Genomic DNA, 23,487 nt, shown 5'->3' on the forward strand with positions numbered 1-23,487 from the left:
TCTGGACCACCATGCCCGATCCTGTTTTCCTGTCTTGTGTCGTGCCCTGCCTGAACGAGCAGGCCAACCTCGGTATCCTGCTGCCGGAACTGCTGACCAGGCTGGAATCCGAGGTCGGAACGCTGGAGATCATCGTGGTCGATGACGGCAGCACCGACGGCACCCCGGATCTGATGCGCCACTGGTGCGGCTTGCGCCCGGAAATCGTCTACCTGCGCCTGTCGCGCAATTTCGGCAAGGAAGCCGCCCTGACCGCCGGCCTGGAAGCCGCCCGGGGCAACGTCGTCGTCTGCCTGGACGCGGACATGCAGCATCCGCCAGAGATGATCCCCGCCATGCTGGCGCGCTGGCGCGAGGGTATCCAGATGGTCTACGCGGTGCGTGCGACCCGTCAGGACGAAAGCTGGTTCAAGCGGGTCGGCTCCAAGCTGTTCTATATGCTGATGCGCACGTCCGATGGCCGCGGCGTGCCACCCAACGCTGGCGATTTCCGGCTGATGGACCGCCTCGTCGTCGATGCCCTGCTGCGCCTGCCCGAACGCGACCGCTTCATGAAGGGCCTGTTTGCCTGGGTGGGCTTCGAATCCGAGGCCGTTCCCTATACGCCGCCTCAGCGCTTGCATGGCGTCAGCAGCTTCCGGCCATTGAAACTGCTGCGTTTCGCGGTGGACGGCCTGACCGCCTTCACCACCTGGCCACTGCGGCTGCTCAGCCTGCTGGGCGCCTGCCTGTCGATGGTCGCGTTTTTCTACGGGCTGGTGATCATCGTCACCCATCTCCTGTTCGGCGATCCGGTGCAGGGCTGGGCCACGCTGATCACGGTCGTCCTGTTCTTTTCCGGGGTGAACCTGATGTCGCTGGGCGTCGTGGGCGAATACATCGCGCGGATCTTCACCGAGGTGAAGGGGCGGCCCGTCTATCTGCTGCGCGAACGGCTGGGTGGCGGGGCGGATGCCGCACCGCAACCGTCGCCAGCGCCCGCCTCCGGGGATGCCGAGCCTTCAGCTTCCATATCGGCCCGCGTCGCGGGCGATCAGGAATCCGCTTCATGAAGATCCGCAATGCCGGCCGCTGGCTGATGAATACCGGAGAGGCCGGCTGGCGCTGTGCGCAGACCCGATCCGCCTGGGGCTGGGTTGCCCTGTGCACCTTTCTGTGGCTGGCGGCCACCACCTGGATGTATCCGCTGCTGCTGCCCGACGAGGGCCGCTATGTCGGCGTGGCCTGGCATATGCTGGTTTCGGGGGACTACCTGACGCCGCGCCTGGACGAGATGCCGTTCTTCCATAAGCCGCCGCTGTTCTACTGGCTGACGGCGGCGTCGCTGGCGGTGTTTGGCGACAATGCCTGGGCCGGACGGCTGTGCTCGGTGCTGGCGGCGACCGCCATGGTGACCGTGTTCTACGTCTTCTTGCGGCGCTACGCGCGCATCAGCGCCGCGCGCCGTACCGTCCTGATTCTCGCGGTGCAGCCGTTTCTGTTCGGCGCGGCGCATTACGCCAATCTGGACATGCTGGTCGCCGCGCTCATGAGCCTGACCGTGATGGCGGGGGCCGATGCGGTCTTTCGCCGCGAACAGCAGCGGCCGGACCATGCCGCGCTGCTGGCGATGTACGCGCTGGCCGCCGCCGGATTCATGGCCAAGGGCCTGATCGGGGTGGTGTTGCCGGGCGGCGTGCTGTTCTTCTGGCTGCTGGGGCGGCGGCGCTATCGGGCCATCGGGCGTCTGCTATGGTGGCCGGGCATCCTGCTGTTTGCCGTCCTGATCCTGCCCTGGATGTGGGCGATGCAGGCCCGCTACCCCGGGTTCTTCGACTATTACATTATTTATCAGCACTTCGAGCGCTTCCTCGAAAAGGGCTTCAACAACCCCCATCCGTTCTGGTTTTACGTGCCGGTGGTGCTGGGCCTGACCCTGCCCTGGTCGATCCAGCTCTGGCGCTGGCTGTACCTGCACGGTCCCCTGCAGACCGCCTTCGTGCCGCCCGCCCGGCGGATGGAGCAGGTGGATCGCCGCGTGCTGCGCGGCCTGATGCTGTCCTGGCTGGCGGTGGTCCTGGTGTTCTTTTCCATCCCGGCCTCCAAGCTCGTGGGCTACGTCATTGCCGTATTGCCGCCCCTGGCCTGGTTCATCCAGGAAACCTTCGAACAGCGCCAGGAAGAAACCGCGCCGGGTGTCACCCGCAGCCTGGTGCGCCATGCCCTGATCGCCGTGGCGATCTGCGGGGTGGCCGTGGTGGCGCTGCTGGTGTTCCCGCAGCGCACGTCGAAGCCGCTCGCCCAGATGCTGGCGCAGTCCGCCGCGCCGGGCGACCGGCTGGTGATGTTCAATCAGTTCGCGTACGACGTGCCGATGTACGCGGGCTGGAAAGGCCCGGTCGTCGTGGTCACGAACTGGGATGATCCGGGGCTGATGCAGGGTGATGACTGGCGCCGCGAACTGGCCGATGCTGCGCGTTTTGCCCCCGACATCGGGACGGAAGTCCTGTGGCTGCCGCAGCGCCTGCAGACGTCGCTCTGCGACCCGGCGCATCCCGCGACCTGGCTGATGGCCTGGCTGGACGAGGCCGATCGTCTGCCGGCGCTGGCCGGCCGCGCGCCCGATGCGCAGTCACGCAAGATGGGCTTGTGGCGGATTCCTGCGGGTGAACGCGTCAGTGGCTGTGGCGAAACGCCCAGTAGCGCCCCAGAATGAAGGTCATGCCGGCGATGCCGATCAGGACCAGGGCCAGCAGCACGTCGTAGCGGATGGCCGTCAGCCGCAGCAGGGTGGCGTAGGCCGCTTCGTTGATGGCGAACCCCAGCGCCGACACCATGAAGAATCGTCCCGCCGCGCGCGCCAGCGGGGCCTGCTGATGGCGGAAGGTCAGCCGGTAATGGCCGGTGAACGACACCCCGAAGGCCACCAGCCAGCCGACGATGTTGGCCAGCAGCGGCGCCAGCCCGGCCAAGGCCACGCAGGCGACCGCGATGGCCCAGTGCGTGGCGGCGGCGGCACATCCTACAATGACGAACCAGCCGATCTGGGTGATGAATTTTTTGAACATGAGTCCTGAACGCCCAAAATACCGCCGCATTGTAGTGTGCGCCGACGACTTCGGGATGAACGCCGCCGTGGACGCCGGCATCCTCAGCCTGGCTACGCTGGGCCGCCTGTCGGCGACCAGCCTGCTGGTGGACGGCCCGACGGCATCCCGGAACGTGCCTGCGCTGCTGGATACGCCCCTGCAGGTCGGTCTGCATCTGAACCTGACGGAATCTTTTGGCCAGCCCGGCTTGTGCCTGCCGCTGCGCCAGCTGATCCAGGCCGCCTATCTGCGCCGTCTGCCGATGGCACAGGTGCGCGAGGGCGTGCACCGCCAGCTGGACCGCTTCCGGGTTTTGACGGGCCGCGGGCCGGATTATGTGGACGGTCATCAGCACGTCCATCAGCTGCCGGGCGTGCGCGATGCGCTGCTGCAGGCCCTGGATGCGGATGGTGATGCCCGTCCCTGGATCCGCGACACGGGCCGCCCCCGGATGGCAGGTCTGCCCGGTGGCCTGCGCTTCAAGGCCGGCGTGATCGCCATTCTGGGGGCCGCCGGCCTGCGGCGTCGCGCGCGGACAGGGGGCTACCGGCAGAATCCCGGTTTTCTGGGCGTGTATGATTTCAAGGGTGGCATTCCGGCGTATGAGACCTGGATGTCGCGCTGGCTGACGGCGTGCCAGGATGGCGACGTGCTGATGTGCCATCCGGCGCTGGGCCACGAACCCACCGACGCGCTGTCGTCCCAGCGCCAGGCGGAATATGCCGTGCTGGCCGGCGCGCGAATGGGGCGCTGGCTGACCGAATACCATCTGACGATCGCGGGGGCCGATCCCCGCAAGGAGTCCACATGAGCCTGTCCTACCAATCCCTGAGTCCGGATTTCGCGGTGTCCCCGCAATTGCAGCCTGCCGACATGCAGGCGCTGGCCGCTGCCGGTTTCAAGTCCGTCATCATCAACCGCCCGGATGGCGAGGGCGGTTCCGATCAGCCGCTGTCGGACGATATGCTGCACGCCGCGCAGGCCGCCGGCCTGCAGGCCCGTTACCAGCCGGTGGTCAGCGGGTCGATCACCGCCGCCGACGTCGTCGAATTCGCGCATTTGCTGCATGAACTGCCCGGGCCGGTCCTGGCGTTCTGCCGTTCTGGTGCGCGCTGCACGAAATTGTTTCAGGCCGTACAGGAATCTGAGCGAGATCAATCCCGGGGCTGATCCGACTGTTATTTCAGCCGTTCTGCAGGTATGCTGAAGTTTCCTGTTTCCGTTTATGGATGATCCGCGCATGTTCAAGAAAATCCTGATCCCGACAGACGGCTCCAAACTCTCGGCCCAGGCCGCCAACAAAGGTGTCTGCTTTGCCCGCACGATCGGGGCCGAGATCGTCGCCCTTCACGTCACCCAGCCTTTCGCGGCGACGGTGGGCTTCGACGGCATGGCGGCTGCTTATGCCATCACGGACGAAGACTACGACCGCACCGCGGCCGAACAGGCGCAAAAATACCTGCAGGCCGTGCTTGACCGCGCGGAAACCGCGGGGGTCAAGGCCACTGCGAAGGCCGTCTCCAATTTCAACGTGGCCGACGGCATCGTCCATGCCGCCCAGGAAGAAAACTGCGACCTGATCTTCATCGGCAGCCATGGCCGCAGCGGCCTGTCGCGTCTGCTGCTGGGCAGCGTCACGGTCAAGGTCCTGGGGCTGGCAAAGGTCGCCACTCTGGTGTATCGCGTCAAGGAAAATGACTGAGACCCGGTTGCCGCTGATCCGCGTGTGGGGTCGCCGGCCGTGAATCCATGAGCCGCGTCATCTTCCACCGACCGGAAGACCAGCCGGCTCTGGCGTCCGAACTGGCGCCGGGGTCGGCTGTGCGCGATGCGCGCGGGCGCCCTCTGCGTGATTTGCGCATTTCAGTGACCGATCGCTGCAATTTTCGCTGCACCTATTGCATGCCCCGCGAGGTCTTCGGATCGGATCACGTCTTCCTGCCGCACAGCGCGCTGCTCACCTTCGAGGAAATCACGCGTGTCGCGGACGTCGCCCTGTCCCAGGGTGTGCGCAAGATCCGCCTGACCGGGGGTGAACCCCTGCTGCGCAAACAGATCGAAGTGCTCGTGGCCATGCTGGCGCGTTTGCGTACGCCCGATGGCCAGCCGCCCGACCTGACGCTGACCACCAACGGCACGCTGCTCGCCCGAAAAGCCGACGCACTGGCACAGGCGGGCCTGACACGGGTCACCGTCAGTCTGGATGCGCTGGACGATGCCCTGTTCGAACGCATGAGCGACAGCGGCGTTCCGGTGGCCACCATTCTGTCGGGCATCGATGCGGCGGCCCGCGCCGGCCTGGGGCCGGTGAAAATCAACATGGTGGTGCGCCGGGGCATGAACGACGGGCAGATTCTGCCCATGGCACGGCATTTTCGTCATAGCGGGCATATTCTGCGCTTCATCGAATACATGGATGTGGGCAGCACTAATGGCTGGCGCATGGACGAGGTCGTCACCGGCGCCGAGATCGTCCGCCGTATCGGCGACGAATTTTCCCTGAAACCGGTTCAGGCACAGTATCGCGGCGAGGTCGCGGCGCGCTGGGCCTATGACGACGGGGCAGGGGAAATCGGCCTCATCACCAGCGTGTCGCAGCCTTTCTGCGGCGATTGCACGCGACTGCGGTTGTCTCCCGAAGGGCGCTTGTTCACCTGCCTGTTCGCCGAACAAGGGCACGATGTGCGGGCCTTGCTGCGGTCGGGCGCTGGCGATCAGGCACTGCGGGATCGCCTGGCCGGGGTCTGGCAGGGTCGGGGTGACCGGTATTCCGAACTGCGCGGGCAGGCCCACCGCGATCACAAGATCGAAATGAGCTACATCGGCGGCTGATACGCATGCCGGGGCTCGTCACATGAACGTCAATCGATCGGATGACCCACCTTCACGCGTTGGCGATCCGGTTTGCCCGGCGTCATGGCTCGACGGCTTGATCCTGGCCGGAGGGCAGTCGCGCCGTATGCGCACGCCTGTGGCACCGGACGCCGACAAAGGGCTGCGCGACTGGCGGGGCCGCCCGCTGGTGGACTATGTATGCCGGTATCTGCGGGGGCAGGGGATTGACCGAATTCTGATCAGCGCCAACCGCCATCCGGATGCGTACGCCCGCTACGGGCAGGTGGTGCGGGATGACGCCGATCTGGCGGATTGCGGCCCGCTGGCCGGTATTCTGGCGGGTCTGCGGCAGGCGCGCGCGCCCTGGCTGTTCGTGCTGCCGGTGGACGTCATCCGCTGGCCCGACGATCTGATGGGGCGCCTGGCCCAGGCCGCAAGCCCCGACCATCCCGCGTATGCCCGCACGCCCGATGGCCCGCATCCCTTGTGCCTGGTGGTGCATCGCTCGTCGGCGGCCAGCCTGGCGGCTTTTTTGCAGTCGGGCCAGCGTCAGGCGCAGGCCTGGCTGCGGGATTGCCAGGCCAGGCCGGTGGATTTCCCGGATCCCGATTGCCTGGTCAATCTGAATACGCCCGAGGACTGGTCACGCTGGGAAGGCTAACCCAGCCAGTCCGCCAATCCGTACCAGCCCACTTCCGCGCCGGATTGCAGCGTGGTTCCGGCGGGAATCCGCGCCAGGCCATCGGCCCAGGCCAGGCTGCTCAGGGCGCCGGAACTCTGCTGGACATGAGGTGTCAGGACGGGCAGGCCGTCGTCTTGCGCGGCCGCCTGGATCCGGACGAAGTCGTCGCGGTCGCCGCCCAGGGGACGGTCTGTTCGCAGAATGCCGCGGCGCACGGGCGGCAGCACCTGCCCGCAGCCTTGCAGGCCCCGGATCAGGGGGCTGACCAGTAGCGCGAAGACAACGAAGGCCGACACGGGATTGCCCGGCAGGCAGACGATGGGGCGATCGTTGAGGTCGGCCAGCGCGACGGGTTTGCCCGGTTTCATGCGCACGCGCCATAGATCCAGCGTGCCACCCAGGGATTCGATGGCCGGTTTGACCAGATCTTTTTCACCCACCGAGGCGCCGCCCACGCTGAGCACCAGGTCGCAAGTCCCGGACAGTTCAGTGATCGCCTGCTCGATCGCCTGAGCGTCGTCCCGGGCATGGCGCAACACCGCGGGGGCAGTGTGCAGACCCTGGCACAGACTGGCCAGCATGGGCGCATTGGAGTTGTAGATGGCGGCGGCCGGCAGCGTCTGGCCCGGGGCGACGAGTTCGTCGCCGGTCGTCAGGATGCCGACCCGCAAGTGGCGGAAGACGGGGGCCTGGGCGTAGCCCTGGGCGGCCAGCACTGCGATGTGGCCGGGCCTCAAGCGTGTGCCGCGCCGCACGATGACGTGGCCGTGCCGCATGTCCTCGCCCTGACGGCGGATGTGGCGACCCGGTTGCACGGCGGAGGCAAAGGTGACGCCCGCGTCGCCTTCCTGGCAGTTTTCCTGCATGACGACTGTGTCGGCGCCTGCGGGAATCAGGCTGCCGGTGAACAACCGGATGGCCTGGCCGGGGCGCAGGGGATCGGGTGTCTGCCCGGCAAAGCAGCGCTGCTGGACGGGCAGGGTGGCGCCGGCCACTGCCGCGTCGGCCGCGCGCAGGGCATAGCCGTCCATGGCGCTGTTGTCGGCGGGCGGCAGATCCAGGTTGGCGACGAGGTCATGCGCCAGCACGCGCCCCAATAGGGCATCCAACGTGACGGTTTCGTGTTCGGCGGGTGCCTGGGCGCGCGCCGCCAGCCGCGCTTGGGCGGCGTCGAAGTCGAGCATGGTCAGGATTCCGGGTGCGTGCGGTAGACGCTCGCGAAGTTGCAGGGCTGCTGGCGGCTGTCGAACTGGGGCCGCAGGATCTTTTCCCAGGCCAGTTGGCAGGCCCCGGTCGAGCCCGGCAGGCAAAATATCAGCGTGTCGTTGGCCGTGCCGCACAAGGCGTCGGACTGCAGGGACGAGGCGCCGATGTCCAGCCAGGACAGGTGGCGGAAGAGTTCGCCGAAGCCCGATACGACCTGGTCCAGCAGCGGGGTGACGGCCGCGATGGTGGACTTGCGGTGGGTGAAACCGGTGCCGCCATTGCACAGGATCACCTGGATGGTCGGATCGGCGATCCAGTCGCTGAGGATCCGGCGGATCTGGTAGCGGTCGTCGGGGCACAGGTCGCGGGCCTGCACGGCGTGGCCGGCGTCGCGCAGGGCGGTCGAAAGATAGTCTCCGCTGGTGTCGTCTGGTGTCTTTCGGCGGCTGGAGATGGTCAGGATGGCGCAGCGCAGGCTGACGGGGGGTTGAGTCGGATCGGCTTTCATGGCGTGGGCAGTGAGGGGTCTTCCCATTGGGCGGTTTTCAGAGCGTCGGTGTCCCGCTGCTGGACCCAGAAGGCGTGGCCGTCGGCCAGCGTTTCACGTTTCCAGAAGGGCGCGCGGGTCTTCAGCGTGTCGATGATGTATTCGCAGGCCCGGAACGCGTCGCCCCGGTGGGCGCTGGCTACACCGACGAACACGATCGGGTCGCCGAGCGGAAGTTCGCCGACCCGATGCACCACCAGCGTATCCAGAATGTCCCAGCGCTGCCTTGCGCGTTCGCAAAGCGATTCGATCTCGCGTTCGCACATGCCGGGGTAATGTTCGAGAAACAGGCTGTGCGAGCCCGCCTGGGGGCTATAGTCGCGCACGGTGCCCAGGAAATGCACCAGGGCGCCAGCCTGACCGGCCGTGCGGGCCTGCAGTTGGGCGATCAGCGTGGCGACGTCGAAGCGTTCGGTCTGGATCAGGACCATGGTTGGGCTCTTGGGGTGCTGTCGGGTCAGCCGCCGGTGACCGGTTCGAATACGGCCACCTCGTCGCCGGGGCGGATCGTGTCGTGGCGCCCGGCGTGTTCCTGGTTGATGGCCAGCTTCAGCCGCTGTGCCGGACCCAGCGCGGGACACCGGGCCGCCAGCGCATCCAGCCACAGGCCCGCCTGGACGGGTTCGTCCAGCGGCTGGGTTTCGTGCCGCATGCCCAGGTGTTCGGCGACCTGGGCGAAATACAGCACCTCAATCGTTGCGCCATTCGCCACTTTTACCCCCGGATTTGTAGACCAGCCGTACCTGTTCGATGAGGATGCCCTTGTCGGCCGCCTTGCACATATCGTAGACCGTCAGGGCGGCGACCGTGCAGGCCGTCATGGCCTCCATCTCGACCCCGGTCTGATGGCTGGTACGACAGGTGCTGCGGATTGTCAGTGTGTGTGTGTCGTCGTCGGCCGTGAAGTCCACCCCGACGAAGCTGAGCGGCAGGCTGTGGCACAGCGGGATCAGTTCGGCGCAGCGCTTGGCCGCCAGGATGCCCGCCACCCGCGCGGTGTTCAGGACTTCGCCTTTCGCATTGGCCTGGGCCGACAGCAACCGCCAGGCATGCGGACTGAGGCGCACGCGGCCTTCGGCGATGGCGCTGCGCGCCGTGGCGGCTTTGGCGCCCACGTCGACCATGCGGACCTGGCCGTTTTCGTCCAGGTGCGTGAGGGTGGGGGAAACTTCTGTTCCGTTCATCGTTCTATCATATCGGATAATTCATCCGGGCTGCCGTGGGCGGATCGGTGTGGTTCCGACCGGAAACTATTCATGGCCAAGACGATCGGCGCATTCTTTTCCCTGTATCTGGCGACCCTGATCCTGTTGCTCAGCTCGGGGATGTTCAATACGTATGTGGGCTTGCGGCTGACGGCTCAGTCCGTGTCCGAAATCTGGGTGGGCGCGATGATCGCCTCTTATTACCTGGGTCTGGTGCTGGGTGCGCGTTTCGGGCACCGGCTGATCATCCAGGTTGGCCATATCCGGGCCTATGCCGCCTGTGCGGCGCTGATGACGATCACGGTGCTGACCATGATCCTCATCGAGGATCTCTGGTTCTGGCTGGGGGTGCGGTTCGTCATGGGGGCCGCCATGGTGTGCCTGTTCGTCGCGATCGAAAGCTGGCTCAACGAGCAGACCGAGAACGCCGCACGCGGGACTGTGTTCGCTTTTTACATGGTGGCGACGTGCCTGGGCACTGTCCTGGGCCAGCTGACCCTGGGCCTGTTCCCGAATCTCGACGACAAGCCGTTGGTTTTCATGGCACTGTGCAGCGTGCTCAGCCTGATCCCGGTCACCCTGACGCGGCGCATGCACCCGGCCTTGCAGGTGCCCGCGCCACTGGCGCTGCGCTACTACCTGACGCGGGTGCCCCTGTCGCTGACGGTGCTGTTCATCGCCGGGATGCTGAATGGCGCCTTTTACGGCCTGGCGCCCGTCTACGGCCTGCAGCATGGCATGGATACGCATGAGGTGGGGGTGTTCCTGGCCACCGCCCTGGCGACAGGCCTCGTCTTTCAGTGGCCCATTGGCTGGCTGGCGGACCGGATCAGCCGGGTGAAGCTCATCCGCCTGGGTTCCGTGCTGCTGTTCTGCCTGGGTGTACCCCTATGGGGCTGGTATCCGTTTTCCTATCCGGCCCTATTGGTCTTCGCGGCGGTGCTGGGCATGGTGCAATTCACGCTCTATCCCATGGGCACGTCGTTTGCCAACGATAACGTGGATCCGCAGCGGCGCGTGGGGTTGAGCGCGCTGCTGTACATGGTGTACGGTCTGGGCGCCTGTATCGGGCCCCTGGTGGCCGGCGCACTGATGGGGGTCTGGGGGGGCGATGTGTATTTCGTCTTCGTCTCGGCATGCTCGCTGGTGCTGGTCGTTTTCATCCGCGAACAGCGCGTCAAGGGGACTCACGTCAGTCCCGATGCGCCCACACAGTTCGTGCCCATGGCCGACACCCTGCAGAATTCCCACGTGATGGCGGTGCTGGACCCGCGCGTCGATGTGCAGCGGGATGTGTCGCACGATCCCCTGGCCGGCGATTCCATGTCCGTCGACGGCGGCGAGCCGTCCGGGCCGGAAGCGGTCCCGGGTGTCGGGCGGCTGCCGGACCCCGCGTAGCCTTCAGCGCGGGAAGAGCAGCACCACGGCTCCGATCGCCAAGGCGATGCCCGCCAGGTTGGCGCGGCTGAGTCGTTCGCGGAACACCCCGGCCCCCACCAGGGTGCCGATCGAGATCACCCCGATGTTCATGGCGGCAAAGACCAGCGTCGGGTTCTGTGGGTAGGTCTGGTGGGCGCGGATGTAGAAGTAGATGTTGCTGAAGTTCAGTGCGCCCAGCAGGATGCCTGATGCCAGGCTGCGGGCATGCCAGGCGGTGCGCCGGGCCGCCAGCCACAGGATCATCAGCAGGGCGGCCAGCATGAAGCTCAGCAGCAGGCTGCTGGTGAACCTGGCGCCGGTGCGCGCCATCTGCTTGAACAGGATGTCGATGGTGCCGTAGCCGACCCAGACGCCCAGCAGGGATAGCCAGGCCCAGCGGGCACGCGGGGATCCGGCCGCATTGTTCGCCGCCCTTTCGCCGAGACTGGGCGCTGCGGCCGTGCCGGTGGGCGTGCGTTTCAGCAGACAGGCCAGCGCCCCCAGGGCCAGGACGATGCCTAGCGCCTTACGGCCGGACAGAGACTCGTGAAAGACCAGGAACGCGGCCAGGATGGGGATGACCAGCGACAGGCGCTGGGCTGTATCGCTGAGCACGATACCGGCCTGGCGCACTGCGGCGGCCATGACCAGGAACACGGTGGGCAGCAACACACCCAGCAGCCCCAGAATGATCCAGACGGTTGCGGACTGATCGAACAGCGTGGCCAGCGGCGGGCGCAGCAGCCACAGGCACAGCAGACAAGCGGTCACGTAGTTGACCAGAATGGCCTGTTCGATGCGCACATCGCAGCGCCGGGCAAGCTTCAGGAAGACGGAGACGGCGACGCTGAAGGAAATGCTCAGGATCAGGGTATGCATAGGTGAAAAGAGAAAAATGCGCCGGTTAAGGTGGGGGTCGAGGTCGAGCCCCGGCCCGGAAAAGATGGATGCTGATCGCGGGTCCGTGCGACCTCAGGACAGCATGCTGGTGCTTTGTGCCGTCTCTGGCATGGGCACCAGCCCCAGGCGCTCGAACAGCCTGGCGTCCGCGTCCGCCTGGGGATTGGGGGTGGTCAGCAGTCGTTCGCCATGAAAGATCGAATTGGCCCCCGCCATGAAACACAGCGCCTGCGTGCTGTCGTGCATGGATTCGCGGCCGGCCGACAGGCGCACCACGGTTTTTGGCATGACGATGCGTGTGACCGCGATGGTGCGCACGAACTCGATCGGGTCCAGATCAGGGGCGTCGGCCAGCGGGGTGCCGGGGACCTTGACCAGTTGGTTGATCGGCACGGATTCCGGGTAGGGGTTCAGGCTGGCCAGGGCGGAGATCAGGCCGGCGCGCACCTCGCGCGATTCGCCCAGGCCGACGATGCCGCCGCAGCACACCTTCAGTCCGGCGTCGCGCACCCGCTGCAGCGTTTCCAGCCGGTCGTCGTAGGTGCGAGTGTGGATGATCTCGCCATAATATTCCCGCGAGGTGTCCAGATTATGGTTGTAATAGTCCAGACCGGCAGCCTTCAGGCGTTCGGCCTGACCGGGCTTGAGCATGCCCAGGGTCACACAGGTCTCCATGCCCAGCGCCTTGACGGCCTGAACGTGCTCGATCACGTCGTCCAGCTGGCGTTCTGTGGGCGAGCGCCAGGCGGCGCCCATGCAGAAGCGCTGGGCACCGGCTTCCTGGGCCTGGCGGGCGGCCGCCAGTACCTGCGACAGCGGCATCAGCGGGGCCTGTTCCACGTCCGTGGTGTAGCGGGACGACTGTGGGCAATACGCGCAGTCTTCGGGACAGGCCCCGGTCTTGATCGACAGCAGGCTGGATTGTTGGACGGCATTGGCCGGGTGGTGCCGCCGATGAATGGCCTGCGCTTGCAGCAGCAGGTCGTTGAAGGGCAGTGCGAACAGATCGACGATATCCTGGACGGACCAGGAGGGCTCGAGCGTTTCGTGGCGAAGGCTGGTGTGCATGGCGTGATGAAAATCCTGTCGGAGGAATCAGACCGGATAGTAGGGTGGCCCCGCCCGGATGACAAACGATCGCTTGCATTCAACAGCGCTCAATATAGGGCGATATGAACGCATTTGTCATTGAAATCATGAAGAATGGCTGATGGGGTTTCCGTTCTTCCGGGATCTTTGGCTGACGGCGGATATGTAATCACTTGTGAATCCCCGGTTGGCTCCGCCAGGCTAGGCCGGCCTGGATCAGGGCGGCCTGCAGCGGCGTCACGCGGCTGGCTGCCTCGGCCACCGTCCGAGGATTCACCGCGTCCAGCCAGGGGATCTCGGCCAGGATCGGGGTCTGGCCAAAGTGTTCCAGAGCCTGCCGGTTGCCGGGCGACAGCGGCCCGTTCATCACCACGCCCAGGACGGGCAGGTCGCGTGCCGCCAGCGCCTGCAGGCTGAGCAGGGTGTGGTTGATCGTCCCCAGAGTACTGCGTGCGACCAGCACGACAGGTAGTGCCAGCCGGGCGGCAAGGTCGATCATCATGTGTTTTTCGTCGATAGGGACGAGCAGCCCGCCGGCGCCTTCGACCACCAGCGGCTGCGTCGTGTGTGGCAGGCGGATGCCCGTGACATCCAGCGTGATCCCTTCCAGGCGGGCAGCTGCCCAGGGGGCGAGCGGCGCCTGCAACGCGCAGGCGGGCGGGTATTGCCGGCTGCCGGCCCCCAGCAGGGCGGTCACCGTGGCGGTGTCGTCGCAGGCGGTGGCCATCCCCGTCTGAAATGGCTTCCAGTAGTCGGCCGCCCAGGCCTTGGCCAGGATGGCCGAGATCAGCGTTTTGCCGACGTCGGTGTCCGTCCCCGTCACGAACACGCCGAGTGCCGGTGGTGTGGTGCGTCGGCTAGAGGTCATGGCGTGTTCCGTCAGCGTGGCCGGTTCGCGTGCGCCCTGGCGTGCGATGCCACAGCCCGAAAGCGATCCGATAGGTGCACCGGGCACCGGTGCGGTCGAAGGCGGCGCAGACTTGCCGCAGTTGCGACACCGTCAAGGGCCGGCTGCCCGGCCGGGGCGTGGTGGCGCCGATGCCCTTGAGTGCGCGCAGGAACCCCAGGGCGTTGCCACAGTCGTCCTGAAAGGGCTCGATCCGCACGCCGCCCGATAGCGGGCCAGCCGGCAGGCGGATCGCCTGTGCGCAGGGAAAAAGCAGCGTGGCGGGCGTCAGCCCCAGGCTGTCGTGGGCTTGCTGCCATTCCGGCCAGCTGCCCCGAACCGGGACGGCGACGGCCAGGCAGCCGCCGGGGGCCAGTAGCCCGGCCAGCCGCAGCAGGCCTCGCCCTGGGTCGGTGAACCATTGCAGCGCCATGCTGGAACAGATCAGGTCGAAGCTGCAGGCGGGCAGATCGGGATGCTCGCCGTCCAGTACACGAAAACGCGCGTTGCCGCCCAGGCGCAGCGTGTCCTGGGCTCTGGTCAGCATGGCCGGGGCAAGATCCGTGATGGTCCAGTCCGCCAGCGGGATGCGGGCAGCCAGCTGACGGGTCAGAAGACCGGTGCCGCAGCCGATTTCCAGAATGCGGGGTTGCTCGGGCAGCGGTTGGTCCGCGATCTGTGCGGCCAGGCGTCGGGCGATGGCGACCTGCACGCCGGCATGCTGTTCGTATCGATTGGCTGCCCGATCGAACCGGACGTGTGCCTGGCGGTCTCGGGGGCCGGACGGGGGCGTGCGCAGTGTGCTGTCCGCGGTCATCAGGGGTTCTCCACGGCGGTCGACAGGGCCTGGGCCAGGCGATCGATGTCCTCTGGCGTGTGTGCCGCGCTCAGCGCGATGCGCAGGCGACTGGTGCCGGCCGGCACCGTGGGCGGGCGGATGGCGGAGACCAGAATGCCTTCGGTTTCCAGCCGGCGGCTGAGCGTCAGTGCCCGGTGCTCGCTGCCGACCAGGGCAGGGATGATCTGGGTGCTGGACGGGCCGGTATCCAGCCCCAGCCGGGACAGGGTTTCGCGCAGCCGGCCTGCATGCCCCGATAGTGCCGCGCGCTGCGCCTGCATCCGCGGTATCAGATCCAGGGCCGCGTCGATGGCCCCCAGGATGGCTGGCGGCAGTCCGGTGGTGAAGATGAACCCCGGACAGGCGTTGATCAGGTAATCGCAGAGTGCGCGGGAGCCTGCCACGTAAGCGCCGAAGCTGCCCATGGCCTTGCTGAAGGTGCCCATGGACAGATGGACCCGGCCGGGGGCAAGCCCTGCCAGCCCCATGCCCTTGGGCCCGAGCACGCCGGTGGCATGGGCTTCATCGAGATAGAGAAAGGCGTCATGGCGCTCGGCCAGCGCCGCCAGGCTGGGGACGTCGCTGCAGTCCCCGTCCATGCTGAAGACGCTTTCGGTCACGATGATGCGCCGGCCCGATTCATGGGCATGCGATTGCATCAGGGATTCCAGGTGATTCAGATCGTTATGGCGGAACCGGATCTGGCGAACCCCCGCCGCCCGGCAGCCCTGATGCAGGCTGGCATGGGCCAGGCGGTCGACATAGACCTGGGTATCGCGCCCGAAGACCGACAGCAGCGCCGGCAGGATCGCGGCATTGGCCTGCCAGCCCGAAGAGAACAGCAGTGCCGCTTCGGTGTCCTTGGCACTCGCCAGCTTTGCCTCGATCGCCAGGCAAGGCGGTTGGGTGCCGCAGACCAGACGCGAGGCTGTGGATCCGGCGCCATAGCGCCGGGCGTAGTCGCAGGCGCGGTCGATGACGGCGGGATGCGCGGACAGGCCCAGATAGTCGTTGCTGCAGAAATTCAGCAGCGTGTGCCCGCCGTGGCGGCTGCGTCCGGGTGTGGCGGGTTCAAAAGCGCGCAGGATGCGCCGCTGGTGCTGGCGGTCCTGGTCGTCCAGGAACTGCGCAAATACGGCATCGAATGGATTCATATCGGCTCTGCCCAGTGAGGCCGTCAGGTGACTTGAAGTGATGGGGATAATATCAATATGATCGTAGAAAAATGGAATTCAACGATGTTTGGCAGTAGTTAGAAGAAGATAGCAATTCAATCCATGATGGCGCAATTCCTGGCAAGCGCCGGCCTTCCACCCCGCATCCTGCGTGACTGCGCAATCTCTCGAGAGTTGAAACCGAACATGACAGCATCCTCCATTCCCTGGTTGGACCAGGGCTACCCCCATATCTGGCTGCCCTATGCGCAGATGAAGACCGCCGCGCGACCGCTGCCCGTGCGCTCGACGCAGGGGTGCTGCATCGAACTGGCGGATGGCAGGACCCTGATCGATGGCATCGCCTCCTGGTGGACAGCCTGCCATGGCTACAACCATCCGCATATTGCCGACGCCGTCCGGGCGCAGCTGGCGCGCATGCCGCATGTGATGTTCGGCGGGCTGGTGCACGAACCCGCGCTATCCCTGGCGCGCCGCCTGTGCGGCTTGCTGGGGCCGGGGCTGGATCGCGTCTTTTTCACGGAGTCGGGTTCGGTATCGGTCGAAGTCGCCATGAAGATGGCGATGCAGTATTGGGCCAATCGCGGCGAGCCCGGGCGGCGGCGGGTGGTGGCTTTTCGCGGCGGCTATCACGGAGACACCTTCGGTACCATGGCGGTCTGTGATCCCACCATCGGCATGCATGCGGCCTTTCGCGGCCTGCAGCCTGAAACGGAGACGCCGGAACTGCCCCGGGACGATGAGGGCGAGGCTCTGCTGGATCAGTTCCTGCGCCGCCAGGAAGGCCAAGTGGCCGCCCTGCTGGTGGAGCCCCTGGTGCAAGGCGCCGCAGGCATGCGGATGCATGCGCCGGAAGTCTTGCGGCGGCTGCGCCGGCTCGCCGACCGGCACGGCATCCTGCTGATATTCGATGAGATCTTCACGGGCTTCGGGCGCACGGGCACGCTGTTTGCCTTTGAGCAGGCAGGCATCCGACCCGACATCGTGACCTTGTCGAAGGCCCTGACCGGCGGGACGTTGCCCTTGGCGGCCACCGTGGCCAGCGAGTCGGTGTTCGAGGCCTTCTGGTCGGACGATCCCGGGCATGCGCTGATGCACGGTCCCACCTATATGGGTAACGCACTGGGGTGCGCAGCCGCTCACGCCTCGTTGGATCTGTTCGAATCCGAGCCTCGGCTGGCCCAGGTGGCGGCGATCGAAGGCCAGTTGTGCGAGGGCCTGGCCGCCTGTCGCGACCTGCCCTGTGTGCACGAGGTTCGCGTCATGGGGGCCATCGGCGTGGTGGAGCTGAAATGGGTACCCGACCGCACGCTGCTGTGCCAGGCTTTTCTGGATGCGGGGGTATGGGTGCGTCCGCTGGGAAAAAGTGTCTACCTGACGCCGGCGTTCATTATGCCGGCCGATCAGTTGCAGCGCCTGTTGCAGGCCCTGCAATCGGTGCTGGCAAGGGTGACGCCCGCCTTTTTTCCAGGCCGAGACGCAGGTGGGAAAGATGTGGCATAATTTCGCGCCTTGACGGATCTGATCAAGCGAGCGCCTCCAAACGGCGCAGTCAGTCGCCCGATTTTCCGGTCCGTCAAGAAAGTTGTCGAGACTTGCACACCTAAAAAAATTCGTGCATAATCTCGCTTCTTCGTTAAAGAAGACCTTGTTTGGGGGTATAGCTCAGCTGGGAGAGCGCTTGCATGGCATGCAAGAGGTCAGCGGTTCGATCCCGCTTACCTCCACCAAATTTTTTAATGAAAGTCCTGTCCCCTTCGTCTAGAGGCCTAGGACATCACCCTTTCACGGTGAGTACAGGGGTTCGAATCCCCTAGGGGACGCCAGTTTGTTCTGGCACCGCTGCGGAGCGGTAGTTCAGTTGGTTAGAATACCGGCCTGTCACGCCGGGGGTCGCGGGTTCGAGCCCCGTCCGCTCCGCCAAAAATTCTCAAAAGCTCGATTTCCGGTCAGGAATCGGGCTTTTGTCTTTTTGTCTTTGCCGCCATATCCGGTAACATGTCTGAAAGTGGCAATCCGGAGGCGGGACGCAGGTGCTTCGACCTGGCTCTGCCGCCTTTTTATCATCAGGATGGCATGCGTCCACTCTTTTCGAATGCAGCAGGGTCTTCGACTCGTCCGTTTCCTGGGCTTGGCGCCTTGTCGGTCGCGTTTTGTCTGGTCATGCTCGCCTTCGTGCTGGGCAATGCCGCCCTGATGTATTCGGTCATGTTGCGCTACGAAACCGCGCTGGATCAGTCCACCACGCTCGACGGCATGCGCACCGCCAGCCAGCAGCTGGCGGTCAGGGCCATGCGCCTGGTCGACGGCGGGCTGATGCAGACCGCGCAACTGGGCAAGGAAATCGATGCCATGGATCGCGCCCTGCAGGCGCTGGATCAGGGGGGAGTGGTCAATGACCGCGAGATCCCTGCCCTGACGCAGCCGCAGATGCGTCGGTTCCTGCCCAAGATCCACCGCGACTGGGTGGTGCTGCGTGGCCGTCTGCAGGCCATGATGCTGGATTCCTATTCACGCACCGAGGCACCCGCCGAGACGCCTGACTTGCCGCGGGCGGTGCAGCGGCAATGGATCGCGGACGATGCCGCCAGTCTGCTCGGTTCCCTGAATGCGGGTTCGAATGTCCTGATGCCGCTGCTGCGCCAGGGCAAGGACCGCGCGCTTGCCTGGGCGGGCGGCCTGCTTCTGGCGGACTTGCTGGTGCTGTTGGGGGTATTCCTGGGATTGCGCCGTGGCATTGCAAGGCCGCTGCTGGCGCTGCGCAGGGCGTCGGAAGATCTGATGCGGGGTACCTACACGACGCGTCTGGCCCCCGAGGGGCTGGGCGAGATCCAGGCAATCGCCCGCGCCTACAACACCGGGACACAGCGTACTCACGAACTGCTGACCCGGATGCGCCAGGATCAGGCCGGGTTGCAGCGTTCCGAGATCATTTTCCAGGGGCTGGCCTCGAACGCCATCGTCGGGATCTTTCTGGCGACACAGGACCGGTTCAGTTTCGTCAGCCCGAAGATGGCCGAGATCTTCGGCTACCAGCCGGCCGAAATGACCGGGCGCCTGACGCTGCTGTCCATCATCGCCCCCAGGGAACGCTATCTGGTGGCCGAGGCCCTGAAGTCCGGCCACCGGCACAAGGACGGGACCCTGCGGTTCGAGCGCCAGGGCCGCCGCAAGGATGGATCGCCGATCGACATAGAAATCTTCATCACCACGGTCGGCGCCAGCGACCAGGTGTCCTTCATCGGCCTGGTCCAGGACGTCACCGAGAGCAAGCAGGCGGAATCCTCGGCCCAACTGGCCGCCATCGCCTACGAGAACAGCAGCGAGGCCATTGCCATCACCGATACCGCCGGGGTCATCATCGACGTCAATCCGGCCTATTCCCGCATGACCGGGTATTGGCCCGATGAAGTTGCCGGGGACCTGCTGCCGCTGCTGCGGCCGGGGCGCCACAACCGTGATTTCTATGATCAGATGTGGCATGCGATCAACACCAAGGGCCGATGGGACGGCGAATACTGGTTGCAACGCAAATCCGGCGAGGACTACGCCCAGCGGGTGGTGCTGGATACCGCCTGGAATCACGATGGTTCGGTGAACTGCCGCGTGGTGATGCTCAGTGACGTGACACAGAAAAAGCAGTTGGAATCCGCGATCTGGAACCAGGCCCATCACGATCCGTTGACCGGCCTGCCGAATCGCCAGTATTTCAACGAGCGCCTGGATGTGTCGGTCGAGGAATCCGCGCGCGATGGCCGGCCCATGGCGCTGATGTTCCTGGATCTGGACCTGTTCAAGGAAGTCAACGATTCCATGGGGCATGCGGTGGGCGACCGCCTGCTGATCGAAGTGGCCCACCGCCTCAGAGCCCTGACGGGAGGCCATCACCGTTTCGTGGCGCGCCTGGGTGGGGATGAATTCGTGATTCTGATCCGGGATGTCGGTTCGCGCCAGGACATGGATGTCTTGTGCCAGCGGATTCTGGACAGCATCACGGAACCTTATCCGCTGGCGGGCAGCATGATCCGGATCTCCGCCAGTCTGGGGATCGCGCGGTATCCGGATGACGCAGACAACGCCGAGACGCTGATGCGCCACGTCGATCTGGCTATGTACGAGGCCAAGGCGGCAGGTCGCAACGGCTACCACTATTTCGACCAGTCCATGCAGGAACGCGCGCGCATCCAGCATGACCTGCTGGTCGCGTTGCCTGCGGCGATCGAAGCCGGGCAGTTCTTCCTGCTGTACCAGCCCATTTATTGCCTGGACACGGGGCGCATCATGCAGGCCGAGGTGCTGCTGCGCTGGCGGCATCCGGAATTCGGCGTTATCGCGCCCATGGATTTCATTCCCTTCGCCGACGAACGGCAACTGATGACGCCGCTGGGCGACTGGGTGTTCCAGGAAGCCATCCAGCAGCTGGTGCGCTGGCGCAGGACGCTTGCCCCCAGCCTGCGGCTGACAGTCAATGTGTCACCGGGGCAGTTTGGCCTGGCGCAGTCGGGGCTGGATACGGTGTCCGATCTGCTGGATACGCTGGGCTTGCCGGCCGACTGCCTGTCGCTGGAATTCGACGAGCAACTGTTCCTGAGCCTGGACCCGCTGGTGCGGGACCGCCTGGAACGACTGCGCCGGTCGGGCGTGCGGTTCAAGTATTGGCGCCGTATCCGTCGGACTGGCGACCCTGCTGGAGTCCTGTCACCTGCCGTTCCAGACCCTGAAGCTGGACCGCCAGGTTACCGAGAAGCTGCTCGCCAGCAGAGACGCTCACGTGGTGTGCGAATCCATCATCGCGCTGGCGCATCGGCTGGGCATGCGGGTCATCGCCGAAGGCATCACCAGCCAGGCGCAGTGCGACTTGCTGCGCTCGGTCGGTTGCGATGGCGGGCAGGGGTATTGGCTGGACGAGCCGCTGGACCGGTCCGGTTTCGAACAGCGGCTATCCGACCCCACGAAACACCCGTTGCTGCAACTGGTGCAATAGTCGATCAGGACGCGGCGCGGCCTTCGCGCGTCGTTTTGCCGCGGTAGCGGGCGGCCAGCAGCAGCCCCAGCAGCGCCCATCCTAGGATAGGACCGTTGCCCCAGCGCACGTAGGGGGTCAGCCCCTGGGTGCCCTGGACCTCCACATCCAGTACACCGGGGACGGCCGGGTCCAGCATGCCGCGCACCTCGCCGGTCGGATCGATTGCCGCCGTCATGCCGGTGTTGGTCGAGCGGATGACGGGGCGCGCCGTTTCCAGGGCCCGCATGCGGGCGATCCACAGGTGCTGGCGCAGCGCCCAGGTGTTGCCGAACCAGGCCAGATTGCTCAGGTTGACCAGAATGCTGGCGCCCGGCGCCCCAGTGTCGTCCGGCCGCACGGACGCGGCGATTTCTTCCCCGAAGGTATCTTCGTAGCAGATGTCGACGGCCAGGGCCTGGCCGTCGAGCAACAGGGGCGGCTGGCGCAGCGGTCCCCGGTTGAAGTCGCCCAGGGGAATTTTCAGGGCGCGCACGAACCAGTGGAATCCGGGAGGGATGAATTCGCCGAAGGGTACCAGATGATGCTTGTCGTAATGCCAGTGTCCGGGCACCAGGGGGGGCTGCGTATCGCCCGGGTGGATGACCGTCGCCCCGTTGGTATAGCGATCCCCGGTTGTGGTTCGCGTGTGTAGCGGCAGCCCGAGCACGAGGGCGGCATTCATCCGGTCGGCGAGCGCTAGCCAGGACTGCCAGATCGGGTCGGGGACCTGGTCCTGAAGGATCGGCAGGACGGTTTCCGGCAGCACGATCAGATCGGGCCTGTCGTCCGGGCCCTTGGGTGGCAGGCCCGCCAGGCGCAGCGTGCGTTCCTGCGCCGTCAGGAATCGTGCCGGGTCGAATTTGTCGGATTGGGGGGTGGCGGGCTGTACCAGGCGCACCAGCAGGGGGTCGCCCACGGGGCGAGTCCATTGGATGTGCGCCCAGGCGATCCCCAATAGGCCGCTTGCCAGCGCCAGTGCGATGACGGCGGCGGCGCTGCGGTCGTGCGTCGTGTCCTTGGCACGGGCCATCAGGGCAATGGCGCCCGCCGCGAATGCGGACAGCCAGGCCAGGCCATAGACCCCGATAAACGGCGCCCAGGCGGCGAACATGCCCTCGGCGTGCGCATAGCCGATATTCAGCCAGGTGAAGCCGGTGAACAGCGTGCCGCGCAGCCATTCGAACAGGGTCCAGGCGCCGGCCCAGGCCGCCGCGTTCAGGATCTGGCGCCAGGCGGGCTGTTCCGGGTTTTTGTGGGCGGCGCACAGCCAGGCGGTCAGTGCGCAGGCGCCCGCCGCATACAGGGCCATGGCGGCTGCGAACAGCAGCAGGGCGGCGATGGACAGCGGCAGCGCCAGTCCGCCGAATTCATGCATGCTGATGGTCAGCCAGTACACGCCGACCGAAAACTGCGCCAGCCCGAACAGCCAGCCGTAGCCGGCTGCCTGGCGCGGGCCGCGGGCCCCCCAGGTATGGGCGGCCAGTACCGACAGGGACGCGATCTGGACGAAGGGCAGGCTCCAGGCGGGTAGTGGCCCGGGTGCGAAGCACAGCGCCTGGATGGCACCCGCCAACAGCACCCGCAGCCAGATCGGAACGCCTCGCCGTCGGCCTGGGCTGGCCAAGGCGGTTTGCGGGCTTGGCGCGTCCGAAGCCCCCGTTGTGGGATGGGGGGTATCGGACGTCGTGTGCTCAGGCGTCATGTCGGGTGTGGGTGTGTGAGGTAGGTCAGGGCGTGTGCGTTTCTGGAGAGGACGACGCGCCGCTGACTCGCTGGACGTGCAACCAGCGGGCACGCTTGCCGTCGGCACCGACCACGGTGAAGGTCAGTCCCTGACTCTGGAAGTGTTCACCGCGCCGGGGGATGTGCCCCAGTTCGGCTGCCAGCCAGCCGTTGAGCGTGTCGTAGTCCTCGTCGGGCAACTGGACGTGGAAAACGTCGTTGAAGTCTTCGATTTCCGTGGTGCCCATGGCGCGCCAACTGTTGTCGCCAGTCCGGAAGATCGTCTTTTCGTCCTCGTCGTCGAACTCGTCCTCGATGTCGCCGACGATCTGTTCCAGCACGTCTTCCATGGTGACCAGGCCGCAGATGCCGCCGTGCTCGTCGATGACGATGGCCAGGTGGTTGCGGCTGATGCGGAACTGGTGCAGCAGCTCGTTCAGACGCTTGGATTCGGGGATGAAGACTGGCGGGCGGATCAGTGCGCGGATGTCCAGCGCATGGTCCGACAGGGTCAGCAGCAGATCCTTGGCCAGCAGGACGCCGATGATGTTGTCGCGGTCGCCCTCGTAGACTGGAAAGCGCGAATGCCCGGTTTCGATGATGGTTCTCATCTGCTCGGTCAGGGACAACGAGACGTCGAGCAGGTCCATCCGCGACCGGGACACCATGATGTCCGCCACGGTCTTGTCGGCGACTTCTAGGGCCCCGGAAATCATGGCGTAGGATTCGCCGTCCAGGATGGAGTGATCGTGTGCGGCTTCGAGAACGGCGCGGATGCCCTCACGGTCCGCCGGCGGGGCGGGACGCAGCAGGGCCTTGATGCGGGACAGGAGTGAACTGGGGGCCGAATGCGCAGGTCGGGGTTCTGCGTCTGATGAGTGGGGGTCGGGCATTGTCCGAAGGACGAGTA

23 protein-coding genes and 3 tRNA genes are annotated in these 23,487 nt (G+C 65.8%); 13 read left to right on the forward strand and 13 right to left on the reverse strand.

Annotated elements, in window-relative coordinates:
* Positions 1-11 precede the first annotated feature (11 nt).
* Complete coding sequence (locus tag ABCV34_RS15205) at positions 12-1,052, forward strand: glycosyltransferase family 2 protein (protein ID WP_345797059.1); 1,041 nt, start codon at positions 12-14, stop codon at positions 1,050-1,052.
* Entirely contained in the window at positions 1,049-2,695 is a 1,647-nt protein-coding gene (locus ABCV34_RS15210; protein WP_345797060.1) for a glycosyltransferase family 39 protein, read from the forward strand. Before ABCV34_RS15205 ends, ABCV34_RS15210 begins: the two co-directional genes overlap by 4 nt.
* On the opposite strand, the gene ABCV34_RS15215 is transcribed toward ABCV34_RS15210, so the two are convergent.
* Complete coding sequence (locus ABCV34_RS15215; RefSeq protein ID WP_345797061.1) at positions 2,655-3,047, reverse strand: GtrA family protein; 393 nt, start codon at positions 3,045-3,047, stop codon at positions 2,655-2,657. The two genes, ABCV34_RS15210 and ABCV34_RS15215, sit on opposite strands and share 41 nt — an antisense overlap.
* Between ABCV34_RS15215 and ABCV34_RS15220 the strand changes: the two genes are divergently transcribed.
* The 5 genes from ABCV34_RS15220 to mobA all read left to right on the forward strand — a co-directional run bounded on the left by ABCV34_RS15220 (position 3,046) and on the right by mobA (position 6,564).
* A complete protein-coding gene (locus ABCV34_RS15220; RefSeq protein WP_345797062.1) occupies positions 3,046-3,879 on the forward strand; it encodes a ChbG/HpnK family deacetylase in 834 nt (277 codons plus the stop codon). The two genes, ABCV34_RS15215 and ABCV34_RS15220, sit on opposite strands and share 2 nt — an antisense overlap.
* Positions 3,876-4,238, forward strand: coding sequence for a TIGR01244 family sulfur transferase (locus ABCV34_RS15225; protein ID WP_345797063.1), 363 nt, complete (start codon positions 3,876-3,878; stop codon positions 4,236-4,238). Before ABCV34_RS15220 ends, ABCV34_RS15225 begins: the two co-directional genes overlap by 4 nt.
* Before the next feature lie 70 nt (positions 4,239-4,308).
* Positions 4,309-4,770: a universal stress protein gene (locus tag ABCV34_RS15230; RefSeq protein WP_345797064.1), complete on the forward strand. Its 462-nt coding sequence runs from the start codon at positions 4,309-4,311 to the stop codon at positions 4,768-4,770.
* A 47-nt stretch (positions 4,771-4,817) separates the two neighbouring features.
* Positions 4,818-5,900 (forward strand): GTP 3',8-cyclase MoaA, encoded by a 1,083-nt coding sequence (moaA, locus tag ABCV34_RS15235; RefSeq protein ID WP_345797065.1) that lies wholly within the window; start codon positions 4,818-4,820, stop codon positions 5,898-5,900.
* A gap of 22 nt (positions 5,901-5,922) precedes the next feature.
* Positions 5,923-6,564 (forward strand): molybdenum cofactor guanylyltransferase MobA, encoded by a 642-nt coding sequence (mobA, locus tag ABCV34_RS15240; RefSeq protein ID WP_345797066.1) that lies wholly within the window; start codon positions 5,923-5,925, stop codon positions 6,562-6,564.
* Here the strand turns inward: mobA and glp are convergent.
* From glp to moaC, 5 genes are read right to left on the reverse strand one after another with little or no spacing between them, the layout of a single operon-like run.
* A complete protein-coding gene (gene glp / locus ABCV34_RS15245; RefSeq protein ID WP_345797067.1) occupies positions 6,561-7,769 on the reverse strand; it encodes a gephyrin-like molybdotransferase Glp in 1,209 nt (402 codons plus the stop codon). The genes mobA and glp overlap by 4 nt on opposite strands.
* Before the next feature lie 2 nt (positions 7,770-7,771).
* Positions 7,772-8,299, reverse strand: coding sequence for a molybdenum cofactor biosynthesis protein B (gene moaB / locus ABCV34_RS15250; protein WP_345797068.1), 528 nt, complete (start codon positions 8,297-8,299; stop codon positions 7,772-7,774).
* Positions 8,296-8,769: a molybdenum cofactor biosynthesis protein MoaE gene (locus tag ABCV34_RS15255; protein WP_345797069.1), complete on the reverse strand. Its 474-nt coding sequence runs from the start codon at positions 8,767-8,769 to the stop codon at positions 8,296-8,298. Before ABCV34_RS15255 ends, moaB begins: the two co-directional genes overlap by 4 nt.
* A 26-nt stretch (positions 8,770-8,795) precedes the next feature.
* Positions 8,796-8,990 (reverse strand): MoaD/ThiS family protein, encoded by a 195-nt coding sequence (locus ABCV34_RS15260; RefSeq protein ID WP_345798804.1) that lies wholly within the window; start codon positions 8,988-8,990, stop codon positions 8,796-8,798.
* A 37-nt stretch (positions 8,991-9,027) separates the two neighbouring features.
* Positions 9,028-9,522, reverse strand: coding sequence for a cyclic pyranopterin monophosphate synthase MoaC (gene moaC / locus ABCV34_RS15265; RefSeq protein WP_345797070.1), 495 nt, complete (start codon positions 9,520-9,522; stop codon positions 9,028-9,030).
* 72 nt (positions 9,523-9,594) lie between these two features.
* On the opposite strand from moaC, the gene ABCV34_RS15270 reads away from it, so the two are divergent.
* Positions 9,595-10,941: an MFS transporter gene (locus tag ABCV34_RS15270; RefSeq protein ID WP_345797071.1), complete on the forward strand. Its 1,347-nt coding sequence runs from the start codon at positions 9,595-9,597 to the stop codon at positions 10,939-10,941.
* A gap of 3 nt (positions 10,942-10,944) precedes the next feature.
* On the opposite strand, the gene ABCV34_RS15275 is transcribed toward ABCV34_RS15270, so the two are convergent.
* The 5 genes from ABCV34_RS15275 to bioF all read right to left on the reverse strand — a co-directional run bounded on the left by ABCV34_RS15275 (position 10,945) and on the right by bioF (position 15,829).
* Complete coding sequence (locus ABCV34_RS15275; RefSeq protein ID WP_345797072.1) at positions 10,945-11,841, reverse strand: EamA/RhaT family transporter; 897 nt, start codon at positions 11,839-11,841, stop codon at positions 10,945-10,947.
* A gap of 93 nt (positions 11,842-11,934) precedes the next feature.
* Complete coding sequence (gene bioB / locus ABCV34_RS15280; protein WP_345797073.1) at positions 11,935-12,930, reverse strand: biotin synthase BioB; 996 nt, start codon at positions 12,928-12,930, stop codon at positions 11,935-11,937.
* A 190-nt stretch (positions 12,931-13,120) separates the two neighbouring features.
* On the reverse strand, positions 13,121-13,819 hold the full coding sequence (gene bioD / locus ABCV34_RS15285) for a dethiobiotin synthase (RefSeq protein ID WP_345797074.1): 699 nt from the start codon (positions 13,817-13,819) through the stop codon (positions 13,121-13,123).
* The gene (locus tag ABCV34_RS15290) at positions 13,809-14,654 is read right to left on the reverse strand and encodes a methyltransferase domain-containing protein (RefSeq protein ID WP_345797075.1); all 846 of its coding nucleotides are present in this window, start codon (positions 14,652-14,654) and stop codon (positions 13,809-13,811) included. Before ABCV34_RS15290 ends, bioD begins: the two co-directional genes overlap by 11 nt.
* A complete protein-coding gene (gene bioF, locus ABCV34_RS15295; protein ID WP_345797077.1) occupies positions 14,654-15,829 on the reverse strand; it encodes an 8-amino-7-oxononanoate synthase in 1,176 nt (391 codons plus the stop codon). Before bioF ends, ABCV34_RS15290 begins: the two co-directional genes overlap by 1 nt.
* A gap of 207 nt (positions 15,830-16,036) precedes the next feature.
* Here bioF and ABCV34_RS15300 point away from each other — a divergent pair, with 207 nt between their 5' ends.
* From ABCV34_RS15300 to ABCV34_RS15320, 5 genes are all read left to right on the forward strand, one after another.
* A complete protein-coding gene (locus ABCV34_RS15300; protein WP_345797079.1) occupies positions 16,037-17,353 on the forward strand; it encodes an adenosylmethionine--8-amino-7-oxononanoate transaminase in 1,317 nt (438 codons plus the stop codon).
* Positions 17,354-17,504: 151 nt separating this feature from the next.
* Positions 17,505-17,580, forward strand: a tRNA-Ala gene (locus ABCV34_RS15305).
* A gap of 20 nt (positions 17,581-17,600) precedes the next feature.
* Positions 17,601-17,676, forward strand: a tRNA-Glu gene (locus ABCV34_RS15310).
* Between the two features lie 20 nt (positions 17,677-17,696).
* Positions 17,697-17,773, forward strand: a tRNA-Asp gene (locus ABCV34_RS15315).
* Positions 17,774-17,926: 153 nt separating this feature from the next.
* Positions 17,927-20,881, forward strand: a complete 2,955-nt coding sequence (locus ABCV34_RS15320) for a diguanylate cyclase (protein ID WP_345797080.1) — start codon at positions 17,927-17,929, stop codon at positions 20,879-20,881.
* Here the strand turns inward: ABCV34_RS15320 and lnt are convergent.
* Positions 20,839-22,479: an apolipoprotein N-acyltransferase gene (gene lnt, locus ABCV34_RS15325; protein WP_345797081.1), complete on the reverse strand. Its 1,641-nt coding sequence runs from the start codon at positions 22,477-22,479 to the stop codon at positions 20,839-20,841. The two genes, ABCV34_RS15320 and lnt, sit on opposite strands and share 43 nt — an antisense overlap.
* A gap of 103 nt (positions 22,480-22,582) precedes the next feature.
* Positions 22,583-23,470 (reverse strand): transporter associated domain-containing protein, encoded by an 888-nt coding sequence (locus tag ABCV34_RS15330; RefSeq protein WP_345797082.1) that lies wholly within the window; start codon positions 23,468-23,470, stop codon positions 22,583-22,585.
* Between the last annotated feature and the right edge of the window lie 17 nt (positions 23,471-23,487).

Source organism: Castellaniella sp. MT123, assembly GCF_039614765.1.
In the GTDB taxonomy this organism is placed as follows: Bacteria; Pseudomonadota; Gammaproteobacteria; order Burkholderiales; family Burkholderiaceae_B; genus Castellaniella.

Excerpts from the sequence above, each read along its gene's own strand:
- moaB (WP_345797068.1), bottom strand. The coding sequence starts at position 8,299 with ATGAAAGCCGATCCGACTCAACCCCCCGTCAGCCTGCGCTGCGCCATC.
- ABCV34_RS15270 (WP_345797071.1), top strand. The coding sequence starts at position 9,595 with ATGGCCAAGACGATCGGCGCATTCTTTTCCCTGTATCTGGCGACCCTG.
- moaC (WP_345797070.1), bottom strand. The coding sequence starts at position 9,522 with ATGAACGGAACAGAAGTTTCCCCCACCCTCACGCACCTGGACGAAAAC.
- bioB (WP_345797073.1), bottom strand. The coding sequence starts at position 12,930 with ATGCACACCAGCCTTCGCCACGAAACGCTCGAGCCCTCCTGGTCCGTC.
- ABCV34_RS15330 (WP_345797082.1), bottom strand. The coding sequence starts at position 23,470 with ATGCCCGACCCCCACTCATCAGACGCAGAACCCCGACCTGCGCATTCG.
- ABCV34_RS15225 (WP_345797063.1), top strand. The coding sequence starts at position 3,876 with ATGAGCCTGTCCTACCAATCCCTGAGTCCGGATTTCGCGGTGTCCCCG.
- ABCV34_RS15275 (WP_345797072.1), bottom strand. The coding sequence starts at position 11,841 with ATGCATACCCTGATCCTGAGCATTTCCTTCAGCGTCGCCGTCTCCGTC.
- glp (WP_345797067.1), bottom strand. The coding sequence starts at position 7,769 with ATGCTCGACTTCGACGCCGCCCAAGCGCGGCTGGCGGCGCGCGCCCAG.
- ABCV34_RS15230 (WP_345797064.1), top strand. The coding sequence starts at position 4,309 with ATGTTCAAGAAAATCCTGATCCCGACAGACGGCTCCAAACTCTCGGCC.
- ABCV34_RS15255 (WP_345797069.1), bottom strand. The coding sequence starts at position 8,769 with ATGGTCCTGATCCAGACCGAACGCTTCGACGTCGCCACGCTGATCGCC.
- mobA (WP_345797066.1), top strand. The coding sequence starts at position 5,923 with ATGAACGTCAATCGATCGGATGACCCACCTTCACGCGTTGGCGATCCG.
- moaA (WP_345797065.1), top strand. The coding sequence starts at position 4,818 with ATGAGCCGCGTCATCTTCCACCGACCGGAAGACCAGCCGGCTCTGGCG.
- ABCV34_RS15220 (WP_345797062.1), top strand. The coding sequence starts at position 3,046 with ATGAGTCCTGAACGCCCAAAATACCGCCGCATTGTAGTGTGCGCCGAC.
- bioD (WP_345797074.1), bottom strand. The coding sequence starts at position 13,819 with ATGACCTCTAGCCGACGCACCACACCACCGGCACTCGGCGTGTTCGTG.
- ABCV34_RS15205 (WP_345797059.1), top strand. The coding sequence starts at position 12 with ATGCCCGATCCTGTTTTCCTGTCTTGTGTCGTGCCCTGCCTGAACGAG.
- ABCV34_RS15260 (WP_345798804.1), bottom strand. The coding sequence starts at position 8,990 with ATGCGGCACGAAACCCAGCCGCTGGACGAACCCGTCCAGGCGGGCCTG.
- ABCV34_RS15320 (WP_345797080.1), top strand. The coding sequence starts at position 17,927 with ATGCGTCCACTCTTTTCGAATGCAGCAGGGTCTTCGACTCGTCCGTTT.
- ABCV34_RS15215 (WP_345797061.1), bottom strand. The coding sequence starts at position 3,047 with ATGTTCAAAAAATTCATCACCCAGATCGGCTGGTTCGTCATTGTAGGA.
- ABCV34_RS15300 (WP_345797079.1), top strand. The coding sequence starts at position 16,037 with ATGACAGCATCCTCCATTCCCTGGTTGGACCAGGGCTACCCCCATATC.
- bioF (WP_345797077.1), bottom strand. The coding sequence starts at position 15,829 with ATGAATCCATTCGATGCCGTATTTGCGCAGTTCCTGGACGACCAGGAC.
- ABCV34_RS15290 (WP_345797075.1), bottom strand. The coding sequence starts at position 14,654 with ATGACCGCGGACAGCACACTGCGCACGCCCCCGTCCGGCCCCCGAGAC.
- ABCV34_RS15210 (WP_345797060.1), top strand. The coding sequence starts at position 1,049 with ATGAAGATCCGCAATGCCGGCCGCTGGCTGATGAATACCGGAGAGGCC.